General features: G+C 71.6%; 18 protein-coding genes and 1 pseudogene. 8 read left to right on the top strand and 11 right to left on the bottom strand.

Translation table 11 applies throughout. The annotated features are described in order from the left end of the window. The first annotated feature begins 63 nt into the window (after positions 1–63). A complete protein-coding gene (locus tag A6P39_RS38965; RefSeq protein ID WP_234378813.1) occupies positions 64–276 on the top strand; it encodes a hypothetical protein in 213 nt (70 codons plus the stop codon). Positions 277–299: 23 nt separating this feature from the next. On the opposite strand, the gene A6P39_RS38960 is transcribed toward A6P39_RS38965, so the two are convergent. Beyond that, positions 300–1,307, bottom strand: coding sequence for a LacI family DNA-binding transcriptional regulator (locus A6P39_RS38960; RefSeq protein WP_067043488.1), 1,008 nt, complete (start codon positions 1,305–1,307; stop codon positions 300–302). Between the two features lie 109 nt (positions 1,308–1,416). Between A6P39_RS38960 and A6P39_RS38955 the strand changes: the two genes are divergently transcribed. Beyond that, positions 1,417–2,571 (top strand): Gfo/Idh/MocA family protein, encoded by a 1,155-nt coding sequence (locus A6P39_RS38955; protein WP_067043491.1) that lies wholly within the window; start codon positions 1,417–1,419, stop codon positions 2,569–2,571. After that, positions 2,568–3,110: a Gfo/Idh/MocA family protein gene (locus tag A6P39_RS38950; protein ID WP_079133270.1), complete on the top strand. Its 543-nt coding sequence runs from the start codon at positions 2,568–2,570 to the stop codon at positions 3,108–3,110. Before A6P39_RS38955 ends, A6P39_RS38950 begins: the two co-directional genes overlap by 4 nt. Here the strand turns inward: A6P39_RS38950 and A6P39_RS38945 are convergent. Continuing rightward, positions 3,053–4,084, bottom strand: a complete 1,032-nt coding sequence (locus A6P39_RS38945) for a helix-turn-helix domain-containing protein (protein ID WP_067043495.1) — start codon at positions 4,082–4,084, stop codon at positions 3,053–3,055. The genes A6P39_RS38950 and A6P39_RS38945 overlap by 58 nt on opposite strands. Before the next feature lie 403 nt (positions 4,085–4,487). Continuing rightward, complete coding sequence (locus A6P39_RS38940; RefSeq protein ID WP_107304308.1) at positions 4,488–4,829, bottom strand: YciI family protein; 342 nt, start codon at positions 4,827–4,829, stop codon at positions 4,488–4,490. Between the two features lie 71 nt (positions 4,830–4,900). Between A6P39_RS38940 and A6P39_RS38935 the strand changes: the two genes are divergently transcribed. Next, positions 4,901–5,797 (top strand): LysR family transcriptional regulator, encoded by an 897-nt coding sequence (locus A6P39_RS38935; RefSeq protein WP_067043498.1) that lies wholly within the window; start codon positions 4,901–4,903, stop codon positions 5,795–5,797. Positions 5,798–5,859: 62 nt separating this feature from the next. Here the strand turns inward: A6P39_RS38935 and A6P39_RS38930 are convergent, their stop codons facing one another. Further along, positions 5,860–6,837, bottom strand: coding sequence for an asparaginase (locus tag A6P39_RS38930; protein ID WP_067043501.1), 978 nt, complete (start codon positions 6,835–6,837; stop codon positions 5,860–5,862). A 178-nt stretch (positions 6,838–7,015) separates the two neighbouring features. Here A6P39_RS38930 and A6P39_RS38925 point away from each other — a divergent pair, with 178 nt between their 5' ends. The 3 genes and pseudogenes from A6P39_RS38925 (at position 7,016) to A6P39_RS38915 (ending at position 8,251) form a co-directional block, all read left to right on the top strand. Further along, positions 7,016–7,357, top strand: a complete 342-nt coding sequence (locus A6P39_RS38925) for a PadR family transcriptional regulator (protein ID WP_067043504.1) — start codon at positions 7,016–7,018, stop codon at positions 7,355–7,357. A gap of 9 nt (positions 7,358–7,366) precedes the next feature. Next, positions 7,367–7,549 (top strand): annotated as a pseudogene (locus A6P39_RS38920) (hypothetical protein); the annotation flags it as partial. Between the two features lie 444 nt (positions 7,550–7,993). Beyond that, positions 7,994–8,251, top strand: a complete 258-nt coding sequence (locus A6P39_RS38915; protein WP_067043507.1) for a hypothetical protein — start codon at positions 7,994–7,996, stop codon at positions 8,249–8,251. A 19-nt stretch (positions 8,252–8,270) separates the two neighbouring features. Here A6P39_RS38915 and A6P39_RS38910 read toward each other — a convergent pair whose 3' ends face one another. The 7 genes from A6P39_RS38910 to A6P39_RS38880 form a co-directional block, all read right to left on the bottom strand. After that, positions 8,271–8,525, bottom strand: a complete 255-nt coding sequence (locus A6P39_RS38910; RefSeq protein WP_067043510.1) for a hypothetical protein — start codon at positions 8,523–8,525, stop codon at positions 8,271–8,273. Between the two features lie 551 nt (positions 8,526–9,076). Beyond that, entirely contained in the window at positions 9,077–10,096 is a 1,020-nt protein-coding gene (locus tag A6P39_RS38905) for a 2-dehydropantoate 2-reductase (protein ID WP_443053026.1), read from the bottom strand. A gap of 118 nt (positions 10,097–10,214) precedes the next feature. Beyond that, positions 10,215–10,739: a GNAT family N-acetyltransferase gene (locus A6P39_RS38900; protein WP_067043513.1), complete on the bottom strand. Its 525-nt coding sequence runs from the start codon at positions 10,737–10,739 to the stop codon at positions 10,215–10,217. 174 nt (positions 10,740–10,913) lie between these two features. Beyond that, complete coding sequence (locus A6P39_RS38895) at positions 10,914–11,501, bottom strand: GNAT family N-acetyltransferase (RefSeq protein ID WP_067043515.1); 588 nt, start codon at positions 11,499–11,501, stop codon at positions 10,914–10,916. A gap of 192 nt (positions 11,502–11,693) precedes the next feature. Then, positions 11,694–12,800 (bottom strand): NAD(P)-dependent alcohol dehydrogenase, encoded by a 1,107-nt coding sequence (locus tag A6P39_RS38890; RefSeq protein WP_067043518.1) that lies wholly within the window; start codon positions 12,798–12,800, stop codon positions 11,694–11,696. 25 nt (positions 12,801–12,825) lie between these two features. Further along, on the bottom strand, positions 12,826–14,283 hold the full coding sequence (locus tag A6P39_RS38885) for an aldehyde dehydrogenase family protein (RefSeq protein ID WP_067043521.1): 1,458 nt from the start codon (positions 14,281–14,283) through the stop codon (positions 12,826–12,828). 152 nt (positions 14,284–14,435) lie between these two features. Further along, entirely contained in the window at positions 14,436–15,215 is a 780-nt protein-coding gene (locus A6P39_RS38880) for a TetR/AcrR family transcriptional regulator (RefSeq protein WP_067043523.1), read from the bottom strand. A 238-nt stretch (positions 15,216–15,453) separates the two neighbouring features. Here A6P39_RS38880 and A6P39_RS38875 point away from each other — a divergent pair, with 238 nt between their 5' ends. Continuing rightward, positions 15,454–17,166 carry an MFS transporter gene (locus A6P39_RS38875; RefSeq protein ID WP_067043527.1) on the top strand — a complete coding sequence of 571 codons (1,713 nt, stop codon included), beginning with the start codon at positions 15,454–15,456 and terminating at the stop codon, positions 17,164–17,166. The last annotated feature ends 105 nt before the right edge of the window (positions 17,167–17,271 follow it).

The following is a 17,271-nucleotide window of genomic DNA, read 5'->3' as shown; positions in this document are numbered from 1 at the left end:
CACGGCATGCGTTCGGCAAAGGACCTGCCCAGGCGTGGTCGGCGCCCGTAACCCGCGGGGCCGGTGCCCCTTGCCCCCGGCGTGAACGAACTCCTCGACCCGGCATTCCGCATGCCCGAACCGCACGAACCACGCCTGCCCCTGTTCCCCCTCTCGGAGGCGCACGAACTGCTCGGCGTCCTCCGGCACTTCGGCACGACCGACCACGACTGGGGAGCCCAGGCACGGCACTTCGCGCCCGAACTCGCAGCCCGCGTCCCCTCCTACGACGCCTAGGGAGGTGGCAGCCACCGTGGCCGTCAGCTTCCGGCGCGCGGCGGGGCAGTCGTACCTCTCACTTCGAGGATGGGAGTGGTCAGGTCGACCTCGCCCGGGCGGTCCGGCTCGCCCATCCGGTCGAGCAGTCGTTGCGCGGCGCGTCGGCCGACATCACGACTGGCGTTGTCCACGGTGGTCAGCCACAGGTGGCGCAGGCGCGAGAGGTATGTGTTGTCGTAGCCGACCAGGGAGAGGTCCAACGGGACCCGCAGGCCGGTCTCCTCGGCGGCGGAGAGCGCGCCGACGCAGGTCATGTCATTGACCGCGAAGACGGCGGTCGGGCGCCGCGGGCGGCTCAGGAGCCGGACGGCGGCGCGGTAGCCGCCCTCCTCGGTGAGGTCGCCCTGTTCCACGACCGCCGTGCCGGCCAGGCCGTGCTCGCGCATGGTCGCCTCGAAACTGCGTCTGCGCAGATCGCCGACCGCGCCCTGACCGGCGATGTGGGCGATGTGCCGGTGACCGAGGCCGATGAGGTGCTCGGTGGCCAGGCGGGCTCCGTGCTCGTCGTCGTTCGCGACGATGTCCACACCGGGCAGCACCGGCTCGCGGGTGCCGGCGACGACCGTGGGAACCAGGCCGGCCGCGGCGCGCAGCGCCTGGGGATCCTGCAGCGTGCCGACGGCGATCAGACCGTCGACGCGCAGTTCGGTGAAGGTGCGCGTCAGGTCCTCGCCGAGGCGCCGGTTGAGGTGGCCGTCGGCCATCAGCATGTGCAGGCCGCTGTCGTGGAGCCGCGCGCCCAGGCCGTCGAGCAGTTCCACGAACCAGGGGTTGCGCATGTCGTTGAGCAGCACCCCCACCGTGCGGGTGCGCCGTTCACTCAGACTGCGCGCGGCCGCGTTGGGCCGGTACCCGAGTGCTTCGACCGCGGCCAGGACGGCCTCGCGCTTCTCCGGTCGCACGCCCTCCGAGCCGCGCAGCACCAGCGAGACCAGGGACTTGGACACGCCGGCCCGTTCGGCGACGTCACGGATGGTCGGAGCACTCATGCCTGGACCGTTCCATATGCCATCTGCCTCTGTAAAGCCCTTGACATTCAGGAGATACGGCATTCATGGTGAGCGCCAAGGCTCTGGAACGGTCCAAAGAAGGGCGCTCATGGTGAATACGCTCGGCGTCGCCGTCGTGGGATTCGGCTGGATGGGACGGGTGCACACGCAGGCGTACGCCCGCCTGCACCATCACTACCCCCAGCTGTCCCTTCGGCCGGAACTGGTCACCGTCGCCGACGAGGTACCCGGCCGGGCGGAGGAGGCGGCCGGGCTGTACGGCTTCGCCTCCGCGACCCGGGACTGGCGTGAGGTGGCCGCCGATCCCCGGGTCCAGGCGGTCAGCATCACCGCTCCGAACTTCCTGCACCGCGAGATCGGCGTCGCGATGGCCGAGGCCGGCAAGCACATCTGGATCGAGAAGCCGGTGGGCCTCACGGCCGAGGACGCCCGCGCGGTGGCCGACGCGGCGGCGAAGGCGGGCGTGCAGGGTACGGTCGGCTTCAACTACCGCAACGCGCCCGCCGTCGAGGCGGCCCGAGAGCTGATCGCCTCCGGTGAGATCGGCACGGTCACCCACGTCCGTATCCGTCTGTTCAGCGACTACGCCGCCCACCCCAAGGGCGCCCTGACCTGGCGCTACGAGCGCGAGCGCGGCGGCAGCGGGGTCCTGGGCGACCTCGCCTCGCACGGCGTCGACCTGGCCCGGTACCTGCTGGGTGAGATCACCTCGCTGACCGCCGACACCACGGTCTTCGTGCCGGAGCGGGCCCGCCCGACCGGCGCCACGGCCGGTCACAGCCTCGCCACCGGCGGCGAACCCGGGCCGGTGGAGAACGAGGACTACGTCAGCTGCCTGCTGCGCTTCGCCTCCGGCGCCCGTGGTGTCCTCGAGGCCTGCCGCGTCTCGGTCGGTGAGCAGAACAACTACGGCTTCGAGGTGCACGGCACCAGGGGCGCGGTCTCCTGGGACTTCCGCCGCATGGGCGCGCTCGCCGTCAGCCGCGGCACCACCTACCAGGACCAGCCCGTCAGCACGGTGTACGTCGGCCCCGGCCACGGGGAATACGCCGCGTTCCAGCCGGGGGCGGCCACCAGCATGGGCTACGACGATCTGAAGGTGATCGAGGCGTACCGCTTCCTGCGCTCCATCAGCGAGGGCACCGCGGTGGGCGCCACTCTGAGCGACGCAGTGGCCAGCGCGGTGGCACTGGACGCGATGGGACGCTCGGCCGAGCAGGGAACGTGGGTGAGCCTGGCGTGAGCACGGTCCGCATCGGGGTCGTCGGCGCGGGCAACATGGGCGCCCATCACGTCGGCACACTGCACCGCTCCGTGTCCGGCGCCCAGGTCGTGAGCGTCGCCGACGTCGACGAGGAACGGGCCACCGCCGTCGCCGAGGCGGTCGGAGCCCGGCCGGCCGACGACGGCTGCGCGCTCATCGCCGACCCGGACGTCGACGCCGGCGTCATCGCGTCGCATGACACGACCCATGCGGACCTGGCCGTCGCCGCCGTACGGGCCGGGAAGCCGGTGATGTGCGAGAAGCCGCTCGCCCCGACCGCGCAGGAATGCCGCCGGGTCGTCCGCGAGGAGCGGCGCACGGGGTCCGCGCTGATCTCCCTTGGTTTCATGCGCCGCTTCGACCCGCGGACGTTGGACAGTTCGATCACCACACTCCAGGCGATGGACTCGATTCGCGGATCGTGCGGCATCACTTTCCCTGCTCCTGGTCGATCTCCACGTCAGGGCGTGGCCACGGGAGGGCGCCGCAGCACCGAGCGCCTCGTTTCCTGTCGCTGAGGCACGGTCCCGGGTGTGCGGCGGTAGTCCTTGGGCGAGGCGCCGTAGGCGGAGCGGAAGGCTCTGGTGAAGGTCGGGTGGTCCTTGAAGCCCCAGCGCGTCGCGATCAGGTGGATGGGCACGCCGTGCAGTGCCGGATCGGTCAGGTCGCGGCGGGCGCATTCCAGACGCTGGTGGCGGATCCAGGCCGCGACCGTGGTCTCACGGGTCCGGAACAGGCGGTGCAGGTGGCCGATCGAGATGTGGTGGGCGGCCGCGACGGTTTCCGGCGACAGCTCCGGGTCGCCCAGATGCTGTCGTACGAACGTCTCGATGCTCAGCAGCAACGTTCTTCGGCGCGAGTCGTCCGGCGTCGCGCCGTCCGCTTCGAGGTGGTGGGCGACCACCGAGGTCAGCAGGTCCTGGGCGAGGACGCCCAGCCGGGGAAGGTCGTGGGGCCGGTAGGCGGTGGAGGGCGAGGTCACATCGGCGAGCAGCCGGCTCAGCAGTGCCTCGAACCCCGCGCCTGCCGGCAGTGGTCTCGCCAGCAGCCGCTCCAGCCCGTGGGCAGGTAACGCCAGCAGCGCCCGGGGTATGTGCGCACGCACGAGTCTGGTCGCCCCGCCCTGCCCGGTGAACCGTATGCGGAACGGCCGAGAACTGTCGTAAAGCGCGATTTCACGGGCGCCCAGCGTCATGTCCCGCCCGGCCTGGCTCACCACGAGTGAGCCGCTCAAGGGCACGATGGCCGAGCACAGCTCGGGGTCTGCCTGCCGGATCAGCTTCGGCGTCCGCTGCACTTCGGACGGCGAGAGTGCCAGCCCCGCCACGTTCACCGCCCCGATGTCCACAGTCCGCACCGTCGCCCGGAACCGCTCGGGGGCATCGCTGACCACCCGCATGGGGTGCGCGCTGTTGACCCAGAGTTCGTCCAGGGCGGCCAGCCGGTCCTGTGCCGGCAGATCCCCGCTGCGGAACACCGTCTCGCCCAGCATCCAAGCCCCCCACCATCGGTCACGGTCCCCCTGCCTGGCATCAGCCCCCAAGTCAACCGCCCCCCCACTGAACAGGTGATAAACAGGCGCGGGTCTCGGCCACGCCCCGCCCGGGGACGGGCGCGGCTACGGCGGCCCGCTCGCGCCCGTGTCCACAGGCGCCGGGACGTGTGTGATCGTCCGGTCGGCTGCCCGAACAGCCCTGCTGTCGGACACCGGCGCGCCCCACCGGCGATCGGGGACACGGACTCCGCCCTGCACGGCGTCCCGTGGCGGCACCTGAAATCGCCCGAAAACGAGCCCTGGTCAAGGCAGTTGCTGCCCGCCTGTCCACGTCGATACGCGTACCGAGGAAGGCCGGTGGGCCGGGGGGAGATCGGCGTTCTGGTCGGGGGTGGGGGCCTCAGCGGAGGGCGGCATCAGGTGCCGGGACCACATCCGCACCCGGCGACGTCGTCCCGGCCGCCTGCGGCACGGTGGCCGGCTCCGCCGTCCAGACGGGCCGGAACGGGAGGATGTCGGCGGTGGCCGCGCCGCTGATGACGAAGGGGTCGGAGGCGACGGCCGCCTCGACGGCGGCTCGCTCACCGTCGGCGATGATCACCCCGCCCGTACGGGGCTCCAAGGGGCCCGCCATGCGTGCCATTCCCTTGGCGAACACTCCGTCGGGGTTGGCGTAGTGAGCCTCCTTGAGGGCATCGATCGTCTCCAGCGGCGCGCAGTACTTCAGCACAATCACGAACATGACCACAGCAAACGCCAGGTGACCTCCACGGCGCCAAGACCCATTGGTGACGCACCTATAGGCTGGCGCCTATGGCAGCTGATCACAGGGGTGCACCGGGCACGGACGACCTGCCGAACGTGGAGCTGCGACAGCTGCGCTACTTCGCGGCCGTCGCCGAGGCCGGCACCGTCACCGAGGCGGCCCGGCGCCTGCACATCGCCCAGCCGAGCCTCAGTCAGCAGATCCGGCTGCTGGAGCGCGCCATCGGCGCACCCTTGTTCCAGCGCCTGCCGAGGGGCATGGAGCTGACCGAGCAGGGACGGCTGCTGCTGGGCGGTGTCAACCGGGCTCTGGGCGAGCTGCGTTCGTCCACCGCTGCCGCACGCGCCGTTGCGCTGACGGCCACCGTCGGCCTGTGCCGAGGCGTGGCACAGCCCGTCCTGGCCCGAGCGGAGCAGATCATGACGCGTGGTCAGCGCCTGCGGGTCGGCTACGAACCGGTCGACTCCGAGCGTCAGGGCCAGCTGCTGCGCGCGGGCACCCTGGCCTTCGGCATCCTGCGCACCCCCGTGGACGACTCGGGCCTGACGCTGTGCACGGTCAGCGACGAACCGCTCGGCGTCGTCCTGCACAGCCGCCATCCACTGGCCGGCCGACCGGAACTGACCTGGCCGGAGCTGCTCGGTCAGCGTTTGCTGTGGTTCCCCGCCGAGCGTGCTCCCGGCTATGCGTCAGCCGTCCTCGAGTGTCTGCGAGAGCACGGCTGGACGCCCAGGACGCTCATCGAGGATCACAGCAACCACACGCTGTTCCGTCATCGCCTCATCGGCCACGACGACCTGGTCGCGCTGCGCACCCGGAGCGCCGGGGCCGGCGACGCCGACCTCCTGTGGCGCCCTGTGGGCCCGAAGCCGCCCCGTGAGCGACTGGTGCTGGCCGCGGCCGCCCACTCGTCCTGGTCCCGGCAACTGACCACCGTCTCGTGACTACGCAGGCCGACAGCGCACCGTACCGGCTGTACCGCCGGGCCGGGACCGGTGGGACAGGCTCAGCCGTGCTGAGCGAACGCCTCGACGATGTCCTCGGGCCCGGCGCCGGCGGCCAGCAGCAGTCGGAGCAGTACCCGGGCCTTGTACGGGTCGAGGAAGCCGCCGTCGATCAGGCCGCGTCGGCGCAGGTCCGTCTCCGAGCCGGGGGCGCTGTAGGTGTGTCGCAGGACCGAACCGCTGCCGGTGCGCGAGGTCAGCACGACCGGCATGCGCTCGGCCAGCGTGCCGAGTCGCGGAGCGAGCACAGCCGGTACGTGGCCGACGCCGAAACCGGCGACGACCAGGCCCTGGTGCGTGGCCTCGAGTCCCTCGAGCTGTGCGCCGTCGTCGTCCAGGGTGACCACGTGCAGGGCGACACGGGCGCCCTCGAGCCGCTCCCGGTCGAATCCGGCCGGCAGAGGCTTGTGCCGGGCAGGGGAAAGGAGCATCCGTACCTTGCCCTCGACGACGTGCCCGAGCGGACCGGTGCTCGGCGAGGCGAAGGTCGCGGGGTTCGTACTGTGGGTCTTGCGTACCCAACGTGCCGCGTGCACCTCGTCGTTGAGGACGACCAGCACACCCGCGCCGCGCGTCTGTCCGGCTGCGGCGGCACGCACGGCGGCGAGCACGTTGGCAGGACCGTCCGCGCCCGCCATGGCCGGCTGCCGCATCGCGCCCGTCAGTACGAACGGCGCCTCGTGCGGCCACACCAGGTCGATCAGGAAGGCCGTCTCCTCCAGGGTGTCGGTGCCCTGCGTGACGACGACGCCGTCCGCGCCCTCGGCCACGGCCCGTGAGGCGATGGCGACGACGTCGAGGACCTGCGCGAAGGTGAGACTTCCGCTGGGTACGGCTTGCACGTCCCGCACCTCGAGAGGGACCCCCAGTTCGGCCAGGCCCGGCACGGCAGCGGTGATCTCGGCACCGGTCAGTCGCGTTCCCCGCGGGCCGCCCGGCACCGATATCGTGCCCCCCAGTGCCATCAGTACGACGCCCAACGCCCGCCCGCCCCTTCGCCCCGCTCCTTGCCGGGCGGAGTCCCGCCGGGCGCCGCCAACCTACAGGCCGGCGTGGACACGTGCACCCACTCCGCTCCCCACGGCGACCGGCAGCTCCCCCCGGAGCGGATGCGGCATTCCTCTGCGGTCCAGGTGGCTGCCATACTAGAGTTCTTGCATGGCCAAGACGCCGCGTATGACGCTCCAGACACAACTGGTGCTGCGGACCCTGCTGGAGAGCCCCACGAAAGCCCGTTACGGTCTCGAACTCTCCCAGGAGGCAGGGCTTCCCACCGGCACCATCCATCCGATCCTCGCCCGGCTGGAGGACACCGGGTGGCTCGAGTCCTTCTGGGAGGACCAGAGCGAGATCGAGAAGACCGATCCGCCCCGGCCGCGCCGCCGCTACTACCGCTTCACGCCGAGCGGCGCCGAGTCCGCCCGCCTCGCTCTCGCCGCCGCCTACCAGGGAGGCGCCGTTTCCGCACGCCTTCGGCCTGCCGACGGCCTGGGGAGTTGAGGCTGCAGCATGCACGATGTCGGCAACGAGGACTACGACCCCAACAAGCTCCCCTGGTTAGTGATCCGCGAGGACGATCAGGGCAACCGGTACCGGGTCGGCAGGTACGCCACCCGGGACGAGGCCCAGAGGATCAGCGACTCCCTCGACCAACGCCGCCACCAACAGCTCTACTGGGTGGAGAACTTGGGCGGCCGTCGCGAAGGACCGGAGAACGACGGCTACACCTCTCGGCGTTTCGGCCCCGCACCGGGAGGCGACCACGGTACTGACGATCGCCGTCCCTTCGGACAGATACCGCCACAGCCGGAAGAGCAGCATCCCGCCTCCTCCGGAGCCGAGCCCGCGACGAGTGCGGACGACCGCACCGGACGGCGCATCCGACGGGCCAGGCCTCTGTTCGACGCACTCGCGCACATCCTGCCCGCCGAGGCCCGGGACCGTTGGCCCGAGGAGTGGATGGCGGAGTGGGTCGACCTGGGCGAGCAGCCCCTGCGTACCCGAGTGGCCTACCTGCTGCGCGTCACACTGCGCAGCGGCCCGTACGTCGCCTTGACCCTCCGCCTGGCTGCCCGACGGCAACGCGCCCGATGAGGCCGTCATCCCCGCGCTCGCCCTGATCCAAGGAGACTCCCGATGGCTCGGGACCCGCACGCTCCCGTACCCGTCCGCCCGGAAGCGCCCGGCTCACCGGACTCAGCCGGGTTGCCGCCCACTGCTCCGCCGCCGTTCGTGTCCCTGCACACCGCGGTGGTCCTGCTGGCGGCGGCGTTCTGCGGCCTCGTCATGGGCGGGCTCATGTTCCTCTCGGAGGGATCCGTGCCCAAGGCGGTCGCCACGGGCCTGGCGACCGCCGGAGCCGGCACCGTGGCGCTGCACAAGCTGATCGGCTGACGCGAGCGGCCGGGACCGGTCAGGGTGCGCCGCCCGGCTCCGGCCCGCGGTAACCGGGGCGGGAGGAGGCGTCGATGCCGACCTCGTAACGGACGTGCGGGTCGGTCCTGTTGCCGGATACGTGGGCGCCCGTGGAGTGGATGGCCAGGCCGATGGCGTGGTCGGAGCCCCAGGGGCCGAAGAGGGCGAGGCCGACCGCGAGCCCGCCACGGCCAGGGCCGCCGCCGCTTCCGTCAGCACCCGGCGACGGCCACGTGCCTTCCGCGGCAGCCACAGGGTGAGGGACGGCAGGGCCAGCGTCCGGCCGGGCCGCAGGGTGGTCTGCGTGTCCCCCGGCCCGTCCTGGCTCAGGTGCTCCTGGACGTACTCCTCGATGTGCGCGGGCGGCGGCGCGGCCTGCGTGAGCAAGGCGCGTGCCCGGGCCGCGTCCGGGCGCTTCCCGGGCTCCACCTCGAGGAGCGCGGTGAGTGGTTCGGTGAGCGGGCCCGCCCGTCGCGGGGCGTCCACGTGCCCTTCGAGGGCCCGGGCCAAGTAGCCCATGACATGCTCGAATTCGCCGTAGGGCGAGCGGCCCTCGATCGCCGCGAACAGGCTGGCGCCGAGGGAGAACACCTCGGCCTTCGCGGTTCGCTGGTCCGCGAGGGCGGCGGGCGCGTGGCCCGGCTTCTGCGCGAAGAACCCGGTGAGTTCCGTGGTGTGTTCCTGGGCGTGCGGACCGTACGTGTCCCAGTTGGCGGCCGTGACGGCCCGGCGGTGTGGACGGTATGCCGGGCAGCACGCGCTCGTACGTGACCACGACGCCCTCGCGAACTCCCTCCATGCGGTTCACAGCGCCGCGCGCAGCTCCGCGTACAGCTCCGGTCCCGTCCATGTGCGCGGCGCGGACTCCACCTCGTGCACCAAGGTGACCAGACGCGCGTTGGCGGGCGCGCTTCGTCCGTGGGCGGTGGCGAGGGCGACTATCTCGCCCTGCAGCGAGTCGATCTCCGTGGGCCGGCCGCGCTGCAGGTCCTCCCACATCGAGGAACGCGCCTGTGCGTCGATCCGCAGGGAGGCCGCCGCCACCCGGCGGAAGAGGGCGTCGGGCAGCCCCAGTACGTACGGGGTTACGCCGGGCGCGGTGGGGCCGAGGCGGGCGGGGGCGATCCCGGCGGAACGGTAGACGGCGAGGGCCTCGCGCTGGCACAGGGCCAGGCAGCGACGGAACGCCCGCCGGCCGAGCTGGTCGCGCAGCGGCAGCCCGGACAGGGCGTTGATCGCGTTGTTGAGGTTCATCAGCAGTTTGGCGTGCTGCACTTCGGACATGTCGGTACGGGCCTCGATGGCCAGGCCCGCCCCGCGGAAGGCGGTGAGCAGCGTGTCGTCGGGCTCGGTCATGAGCCTGCCCGGCATGCCCTGGTGCACGGTGCCGGGCTCGGACTGCACCACGTTGTAGGGCACCATCCCGGCCAGCACGGTGTGGCCGGGGAGCGCGGCGCGCAGGGTGGCGGGGTTGTGCAGCCCGTTCTGGAAGCTGACCACGACCGCGCCGGGGGCGATATGAGCGGCGAGGTCTTTGGCGGCGGCCTCGGTTCCGGCGGTCTTCACGGTGACCAGCACGTAGTCGGCGCCAGCCGCGGCTTCGGGTCCGGTGGCCAGCGTCAGCCGGTCCGGCGGGAGCTGTACGGGCGGCCGGACGGAGGTGCTGAGGGTGAGTCCCCGCTCGCGCAGCACCTCCATCGTGGCGGGCCGGCCGATCAACGCCACGTCATGCCCGGCGGCGAGGAGATGGCCGCCGAGATGGCAGCCGATGCTACCGGCACCGAGGACGGCGAAGCGGGGCTTGGGCATACGCACAACGGTCACGGCCGTCATCGTTCACCACCTGTCGTCGCTGGTCAACGGCCCGGTGGCGATCCCGCGACAGCATGCTCGAAGTGCCTCGGCGCCGGCCGGGTGAAGTGCGCCGTGCGCCGAAGGTCTCTCACGGAACAGCGCACACGGTTCGGCGCCAGCGGATCTCGCCATCGTGGCGTTCGTCGGTCGGTGTGAGCCCGGCGGCTGCGGCGATAGCGGCGGATGCCCGGTGCCCCGGGTGGATGTGAGCGATGACGGTGCGCACCGGCTGCCGGCCCAGCCAGTCGACGAGGCCGCGGGCTGCTTCGGTGGCGATGCCTCTTCCCTGCCACGGGGTCCCCACCACCCAGGCGATCTCGGCGCTGAGGTCGTGGCCGGAGGCGCTGACCGTCGCCTGGACGGTGCCGGTCAGGCAGGCGTCGTCACGGAGCCGGATCACCCAGTTCAGCCAGGAGACGGCCGGGTCCGCAGAGCCCGCGGTCAAGCGCTGGTAGCGCGAGCGCAGGGCTGGTGCGGTGTCCGGGGTACCGCCGATGAAGGTGTGCAGGGCCGGATCGGACAACACCCCGGCCATCTCGTCGGCGTGTTCGACGCGCAGCGGCAGCAGGTCCAGCCGTGTGGTGCTGAAGGCCCGGGCGGCGAGGGCGCTCATGCCGTCACCGCCGACGGGTGTCCGCCGAGCCGGCCGTGTTCGAAGCGGGTTCCGGCGCGGGTGCGCCTGCCCGGCCGACGCGGCAACGCCGGCCTTGCCCGATGACTCGTCGGTCGATCCATCGCGTAGGTTCGCCCCCTGTCCGGCACCGCAGTGCCCCTATGTGGTGGGTTGTCAGATGTCGCCCTGGACCAGAGCGTGCAGGTGCTCGTCGTGCCATCCGTCCGCGTGCAACAGGGCGCTGCGCAGGGTGCCTTCGAAGGAGAATCCGGCCTTGTCCGCCACACGGCAGGACGCCGGGTTGGCCACCGAGTGGCACAGCCGCAGGCGGTGCAGGCCGAGGTCGTTCAGGGCCCACTCACTGACCCGCCTCGTGGCCTCGGTCGCCACCCCGGCGCCGCGAACCGAGGGCAGGGTCCAGTAGAGGATCTCGGCGCTCCCGCCGCGGAGGTCGATGTCGCCCCATCCGATCAGTCCCACGGCCCTGCCAGCGGGTCGAGCGATGGCCCACAGCGCGCTCGCCTCGGCCCGCCAACGCTCACGCATCCTCTCGATCCGCCGGCAGGCCTCTTCCGGTGTCTCCACGAACAGGCGGTTCCAGTGACGCACCGCCGGGTCCTGGCCCGCGGCCACCAAGGCGTCGGCGTCGGACAGGCGCCAGGGACGCAGCTCCAGGCCGCTGGGAAGACCGAGCACCGGCTGGTCCATCCCGGCCATCCGGCCCGTCGGAACGACTGCTGGTATGCGTGCGCTGGAGGTCATCGCGGCATCCTGCCACAGCCGTCCCGCGCACAACCCGCAGCCCCCTGGGCCCTCAGCCGGAAGCCGGCGAACCTGCCCCGGATGCCTGCCCCGTGGGTGGGGCCGGCGGCCTGCGGCAAACCATGCCGAGTCCTCGACGGCCAGGCAGTCGATGGGAGTTGCCCCCTGCACCGGAGGCGTCGACCCGCGTGTTCAGAAGGTGAGCACCGGCTTGATCGTCTTGCCCGCGCTCATGTCCCGTGCCGCCTGGTTGACGTCCGTGAACGGATAGGTGCTCACCAGGCGGTGCAGCGGCAGCCGCCCCTGCGCGACGAGCTGGACGAGGGCGGGGATGAAGGTCTGGGTCTCGCCGTCCCCGAGGGTGAGACCCACGATGCGTCTGCCGGGCAGCAACCCGTTGACGTCCAGGGCGACTTCGGTGCCGAAGGGCGGGGCGCCGACGACGACCAGGGTGCCGCGGGCGGCGAGCGCGTCGGCGCCCCGGCGCAGGACGGCTACGTTGCCCGTGGTCTCGACGACACCGTCCGCGCCGTGCCCGCCGGTCAGCAGCGCGAGCGTGTCACCGAGGTCGGCCTCGGCCGCGTTGACGGTGTGTGTGGCACCCAACTCCTCTGCCAGGGCGAGCCGTTCGGCGAACCGGTCGACGGCGATGATCCGGGCGGCGGGGGTGAGGGCGGCGGCCATCACCGCTGACAGGCCCACCGCACCGGCACCGAGGACGACCAGCGTGCTGCCCGCCCGGAGATTGAGGACGTTCCATACGGCACCGACCCCGGTCTGCACCCCGCAGCCGAGCGGGGCGATGGACGTCAGCGGCACCTCGGGGTCGACCTTCACCAGGCTGCGCCGGTCCACCAGCGCGCGTTCGGCGAAGGAGGACTGGCCGAAGAAGTGCCCGCCGAGCGCGGCGCCGTCGCGGCTGATGGTGCTGGTGCCATCGGCACGCCGGCCGCCGGTCAGGTTGAGCGGCAGCCAGGTGGCGCAGTACGCGGGGTGTCCCTCGCGGCAGTTGCGGCAGTCCGCGCAGGAGGTGAAGGACAGCACGACATGGTCGCCGGGCTGGATTCCTGTCACGTCCCGGCCGACGGCCTCGACGACACCGGCTCCCTCGTGGCCGAGGACGGCGGGCAGCGGGAACGGCAGACCGCCGCTCGCCACGCCGAGATCGGTGTGGCACAGGCCGGTCGCGGCCATGCGGACGAGGGCCTCGTCCGGCCGCGGGGTGTCGAGTTCGACATCGCAGAGCGTGAAGGGTGCTCCCCCGGATTCGACCACGGCGGCGCGCGTGAGGGTGGTCATGCGGTGAACTCCTTTGCGCGGGCGCTCAGTCGAGCGAGACGACGACGGACTTGACCTTGCTGTAGGCGGCGAGGGCCTCGGGGCCGTACTCGCGGCCGAAGCCGGATTCCTTGACGCCGCCGAAGGGCACCGCGGGGTCGAGCATGGCCCAGTCGTTGATCCAGACGATGCCGGCCTGCAGCCGCTCGGCGACACGGTGGGCGCGGGCGAGATGGGTGGTCTGGATGCCCGAGGCGAGGCCGTACGGCGTGGAGTTGGCGAGTGCCACCGCCTCGTCCTCGGAGTCGAAGGGCTGGACCGTGAGGACGGGGCCGAAGATCTCCTCCTGAACCACTCGGGAGTCGTCGGCGAGGCCGGTGATCACCGTGGGCCTGTAGTAGTAGCCGCCGCCCAGGTCGAGCCGCCCGCCGCCGACGACCACCCTGGCGCCCTCCTTGCGGGCCAGGTCGACGTACTCCTCGACCTTCTCCAGGTGCCCCCGCCCCGCCATCGGCCCGACGACGGTCCCCGGATCGCGCGGATCTCCGACGGGCACCTGCGCGACCGCCTCGGCGAGAAGACCCACCAGGGTGTCGTGCACCGGGCGGGCGACCAGCAGCCGAGGGCCGGCCATGCAGAACTGGCCGGTGTTGAAGACGAAACCCTTGATGATCGCGGCGACCGCCTTGTCCAGGGCGGCGTCCTCGAAGACGATGTGCGCCGCGTTGCCGCCCAGTTCCATCATGACGGTCTTGAGTCCTTCACCCGCCACACTCGCCACGTGCCGGCCGACCGTGGTGGAGCCGGTGAAGGCGACCTTGTCGACGCCCGGGTTGCGCAGCAGGGCCTCGCCCGCCACCGGCCCCGTGCCGGTGACGACGTTGACGACTCCGTCGGGGACGCCTGCCTCCGTCAGCAGGCGAGCCATGTGCAGGGCGCTGAGCGGGGTCTCCTCGGCGGGCTTGTGCACGATGGTGTTGCCGGCCGCGAGGGCCGGGGCGAGTTTCGAACCGGCGAGGATCAGCGGGAAGTTGAAGGGCGTGATGGCGGCTACGACGCCGAGCGGCTCGCGGCGCGTGTAGGCGAAGGCGCTCAGGGGGGTGTCGCGGGTGGCGCCGTCCTGGCTCTGGGCGAGACAGGCGTAGTACTCGTAGTCGTTGGCCGCGTTCGTCACGTCGACCGCGCTGCACAGGGATATCGGCTTGCCGACGTCGAGGCTCTCCAGGGCCGCGATCTCCTCGGCGCCCGCACGGATCAGCTCCGCGACACGATGCAGCACGCGACCGCGTTCCCGGCCGCTCATCCGGGGCCACGGCCCGGAGTCGAAAGCGTCCCTGGCCGCGCGTACGGCGGCGTCCACGTCCCCGGCGCCTGCCTCCGCGACGGTCGTGATCACCTGGCCGGTGGACGGGTCGACGACATCCATCCGGGCGCCGTCCGCGGCCTCGCGCCACCGGCCGCCGATGAAAAGTTGCCCGGGGTCGGTGTCGAAGGTGGTCGTCATGGCCCCACTCCCCACCATCATCAAAGTCTCAACAAACAGGTTTCCTGTTGGTCCGCAGTCTGGTTACGGACAGGATTCCTGTCAATGCTTCGGGCGTGACGGGACGGCAGCCGCAGTCAGGATGCGCTCGGAGTCCGGGCAGACGTCCAGGGTCAGGGGGTCGCCGAGCCCGGCAGGTAGCTCGCCAGGCCGCGCAGAATGATCTCCAGGCCCACGTCGAAACGCTCGTCGTTGGAGCCCGTCACGATCAGCCCGGACAGGGCGCGCAGATGGGGAAAGTCCGCCGCGGGCAGGGACGCGAAGTAGTTCTGCATCTCGTCGGCCATCTCGCGCCAGTCCGGACTGGCCGGCGATCCGCCGTCACCGCCGTGCCGGACGGCGGCCCGGTCCTGCCACATGCCCTCCTCCAGGACGAAACCGTCGATGTAGGTGGAGATGAGGTCTCCGGCCTCCGCGGCGATACGGTCGGGCAGTCCGGCGGTGCGGAAGATGGCGAGCAACCCCTCGACGTGCGGCAGCAGTTCGGCGGTGAAGGGGACGTGAGCCATGGAGATCCGGGCCATGTCCCGGTGGGACATCAGGCGCTGCCGTCCGGTGCGGGCGTAGTCCCGGACCTGCTCCTGCCACCGCTCCGGGTCGGGTTCCGGCATCTGGAACCCGTCGAAGAGCCGGGTGTACATCAGCTCCAGGAGGTCGTCCTTGGAGCGGACGTGGGCATAGAGGGCGGAGACCGCGACGCCCAGCTCAGAGGCCACCTGACGCATCGACAACCCGTCGAGCCCCTGGCGGTCCAGCACGTCGAAGGCGGCCTCGACGACCCGCTCACGCGAAAGCGGCGCGCGCGCGGGCGTGACGTGTACGCGGGCGGGGCGCTCGCGCTCCCAGGGGGACGGCGGAGGGGATGCGGGGGTGCCGGCGGCCGCGTCACTCATGAGGACAGTCTAGGCACCGGGAGAACAGTGTTCTCCTTCGCCCGAGCCACCCCACGGCCACTCGCAACACGCGATATATCTTGTCCAGGTCGCGAGATTGCGCTATATCTTAATGAACGGCGTTCTCTCCATGAGCACCGTTCAGCTACAGTGAACAGTGTTCACCTCGCGCCCGGTCCACCACCCGCCCGACCGCGCCCGGTCGTCACCGCGGCGCCGTCTTCTCCAAGGAGTTCCGATGTCCACCACCGGTGTCGCGTCCGCCGAGGCGCCCACCGACTCGCCGGCGCCCTACCGATGGCGCTGGGCTGCGCTCTTCGTGATACTCGCGGCCGAGGTGATGGATCTCCTCGACGCCGTGGTCACGAACATCGCCGGCCCCTCCATGCGGGCCGATCTCGGCGGCGGTGCCTCCACTCTGCAGTGGCTCGCCGCCGCGTACACCCTCTCGATGGCCGTCGGACTCGTCACCGGAGGGCGGCTCGGGGACATCCACGGCCGCCGCCGGATGTTCCTCATAGGCGCCGCCGGCTTCACCCTGGGTTCGCTGCTGTGCGCGGTGTCCGTGTCCCCCGGGATGCTGATCGGCGCGCGAGTCGTCCAGGGCCTGTTCGGGGCGGTGATGCTGCCGCAGGGCCTCGGCATGATCAAGGAGATGTTCCCGCCGCAGGAGTCACAGAAGGCCTTCGGCATGTTCGGCCCGGTCATGGGACTGTCCGCGGTGTGCGGGCCGATCCTGGCGGGCTGGCTCGTGGACGCCGACTACTTCGGCACCGGCTGGCGGATGATCTTCCTGATCAACCTGCCGCTCGGTGCCGCGGCCTTCCTCGGTGCCCTGCGCTATCTGCCGAGGGGCAGGTCCGGCAGCAGGCCGCGCCTGGACATCCCCGGCATGCTCCTGGTCTCGCTGGGCGCGCTGCTCATCATCTTCCCGCTGGTCCAGGGCCGTGAGTACGACTGGCCCATGTGGACGTTCCTGATGATGGGCGCCTCGGCACTCGTCTTCGCCGCCTTTGCCGTGTACGAGTCGCGCCGCAGCAGGGCGGGCCGGGACCCGCTGGTCGTGCCCAGCCTGTTCCGCAAGCGTGGATTCAGCGGCGGCATGACCCTCGGGCTGGTCTTCTTCTCGACCATGCAGGGCTTCATGCTGGTCTTCAACCTCTACACCCAGATCGGCCTCGGCTATTCGCCCCTCAAGGCGGGCCTGGTGATGGTGCCCTGGTCGGGCGGCATGATCGTCGGCTTCGGCGTCGCCCAGGGCGTCGCCCGGTTCGGACGGGCCGTGCTGCAGGCGGGCGCGCTGGTCATGGCGGTCGGCGTGTTCGGCGTGTGGCTGACCCTCGACATGGCCGGAAGCGCCGTCGGCCCCTGGCAGCTGGTGCCGGCTCTGCTCGTCACCGGCATCGGAATGGGCCTGCTCATGGCACCGTTCTTCGATATCGTGCTCGCCAGCGTCGAGCAGCACGAGACCGGATCGGCGTCCGGCACGATGACCGCGATGCAGCAGCTCGGCGGCTCTTTCGGTGTGGCCCTCCTCGGCACCGTGTTCTTCGGTCTGCTGGGCGGCGGGATCGCCACCGCCGTGGACCACCACGCGGACGGCCTGCGGGGGCAGTTGGCCGCCGCGCACGTCGCGCCCGCCGCCCGGGACCGTGTGGTGGCGGACCTGCGCAGGTGCGCCTCGGACCGCGCCGTCGCCAAGGATCCCGCCGCGACCCCGGCGTCGTGCGTGCGCCTGGACAAGGACACCCGGTCCGTCGTGACCTCGCCTCAGGCCGGCGCCCGCATACCCGCCGCGCTGCGGGGCACCGCGTCGTCGGCCTTCCGGAGCGGTTTCGGTTCCGTCATGAAGACGGTGCTGTGGATCGTCGACGGCATGCTCGCGCTGACCTTCCTGCTCGCGTTCCTCCTGCCGCGTCACGCGCGGCCCGAGGCAGGGGCCGGGCACTGAGCCCTGGCCGCACCACCGGCGAACGGGACGGCCGGGCACCGCTGAGGAGCGACTGCCCGGCCGTCCCCGCCGCGGAACGGACAGGAAGCCGTACGCCGTCGAGTT

It is taken from the genome of Streptomyces sp. FXJ1.172 (assembly GCF_001636945.3).
Taxonomy (GTDB): domain Bacteria; phylum Actinomycetota; class Actinomycetes; order Streptomycetales; family Streptomycetaceae; genus Streptomyces.
The sequence above is the reverse complement of the archived record's forward strand: the minus strand, read 5'-3'. Positions and strand labels throughout refer to the sequence as shown.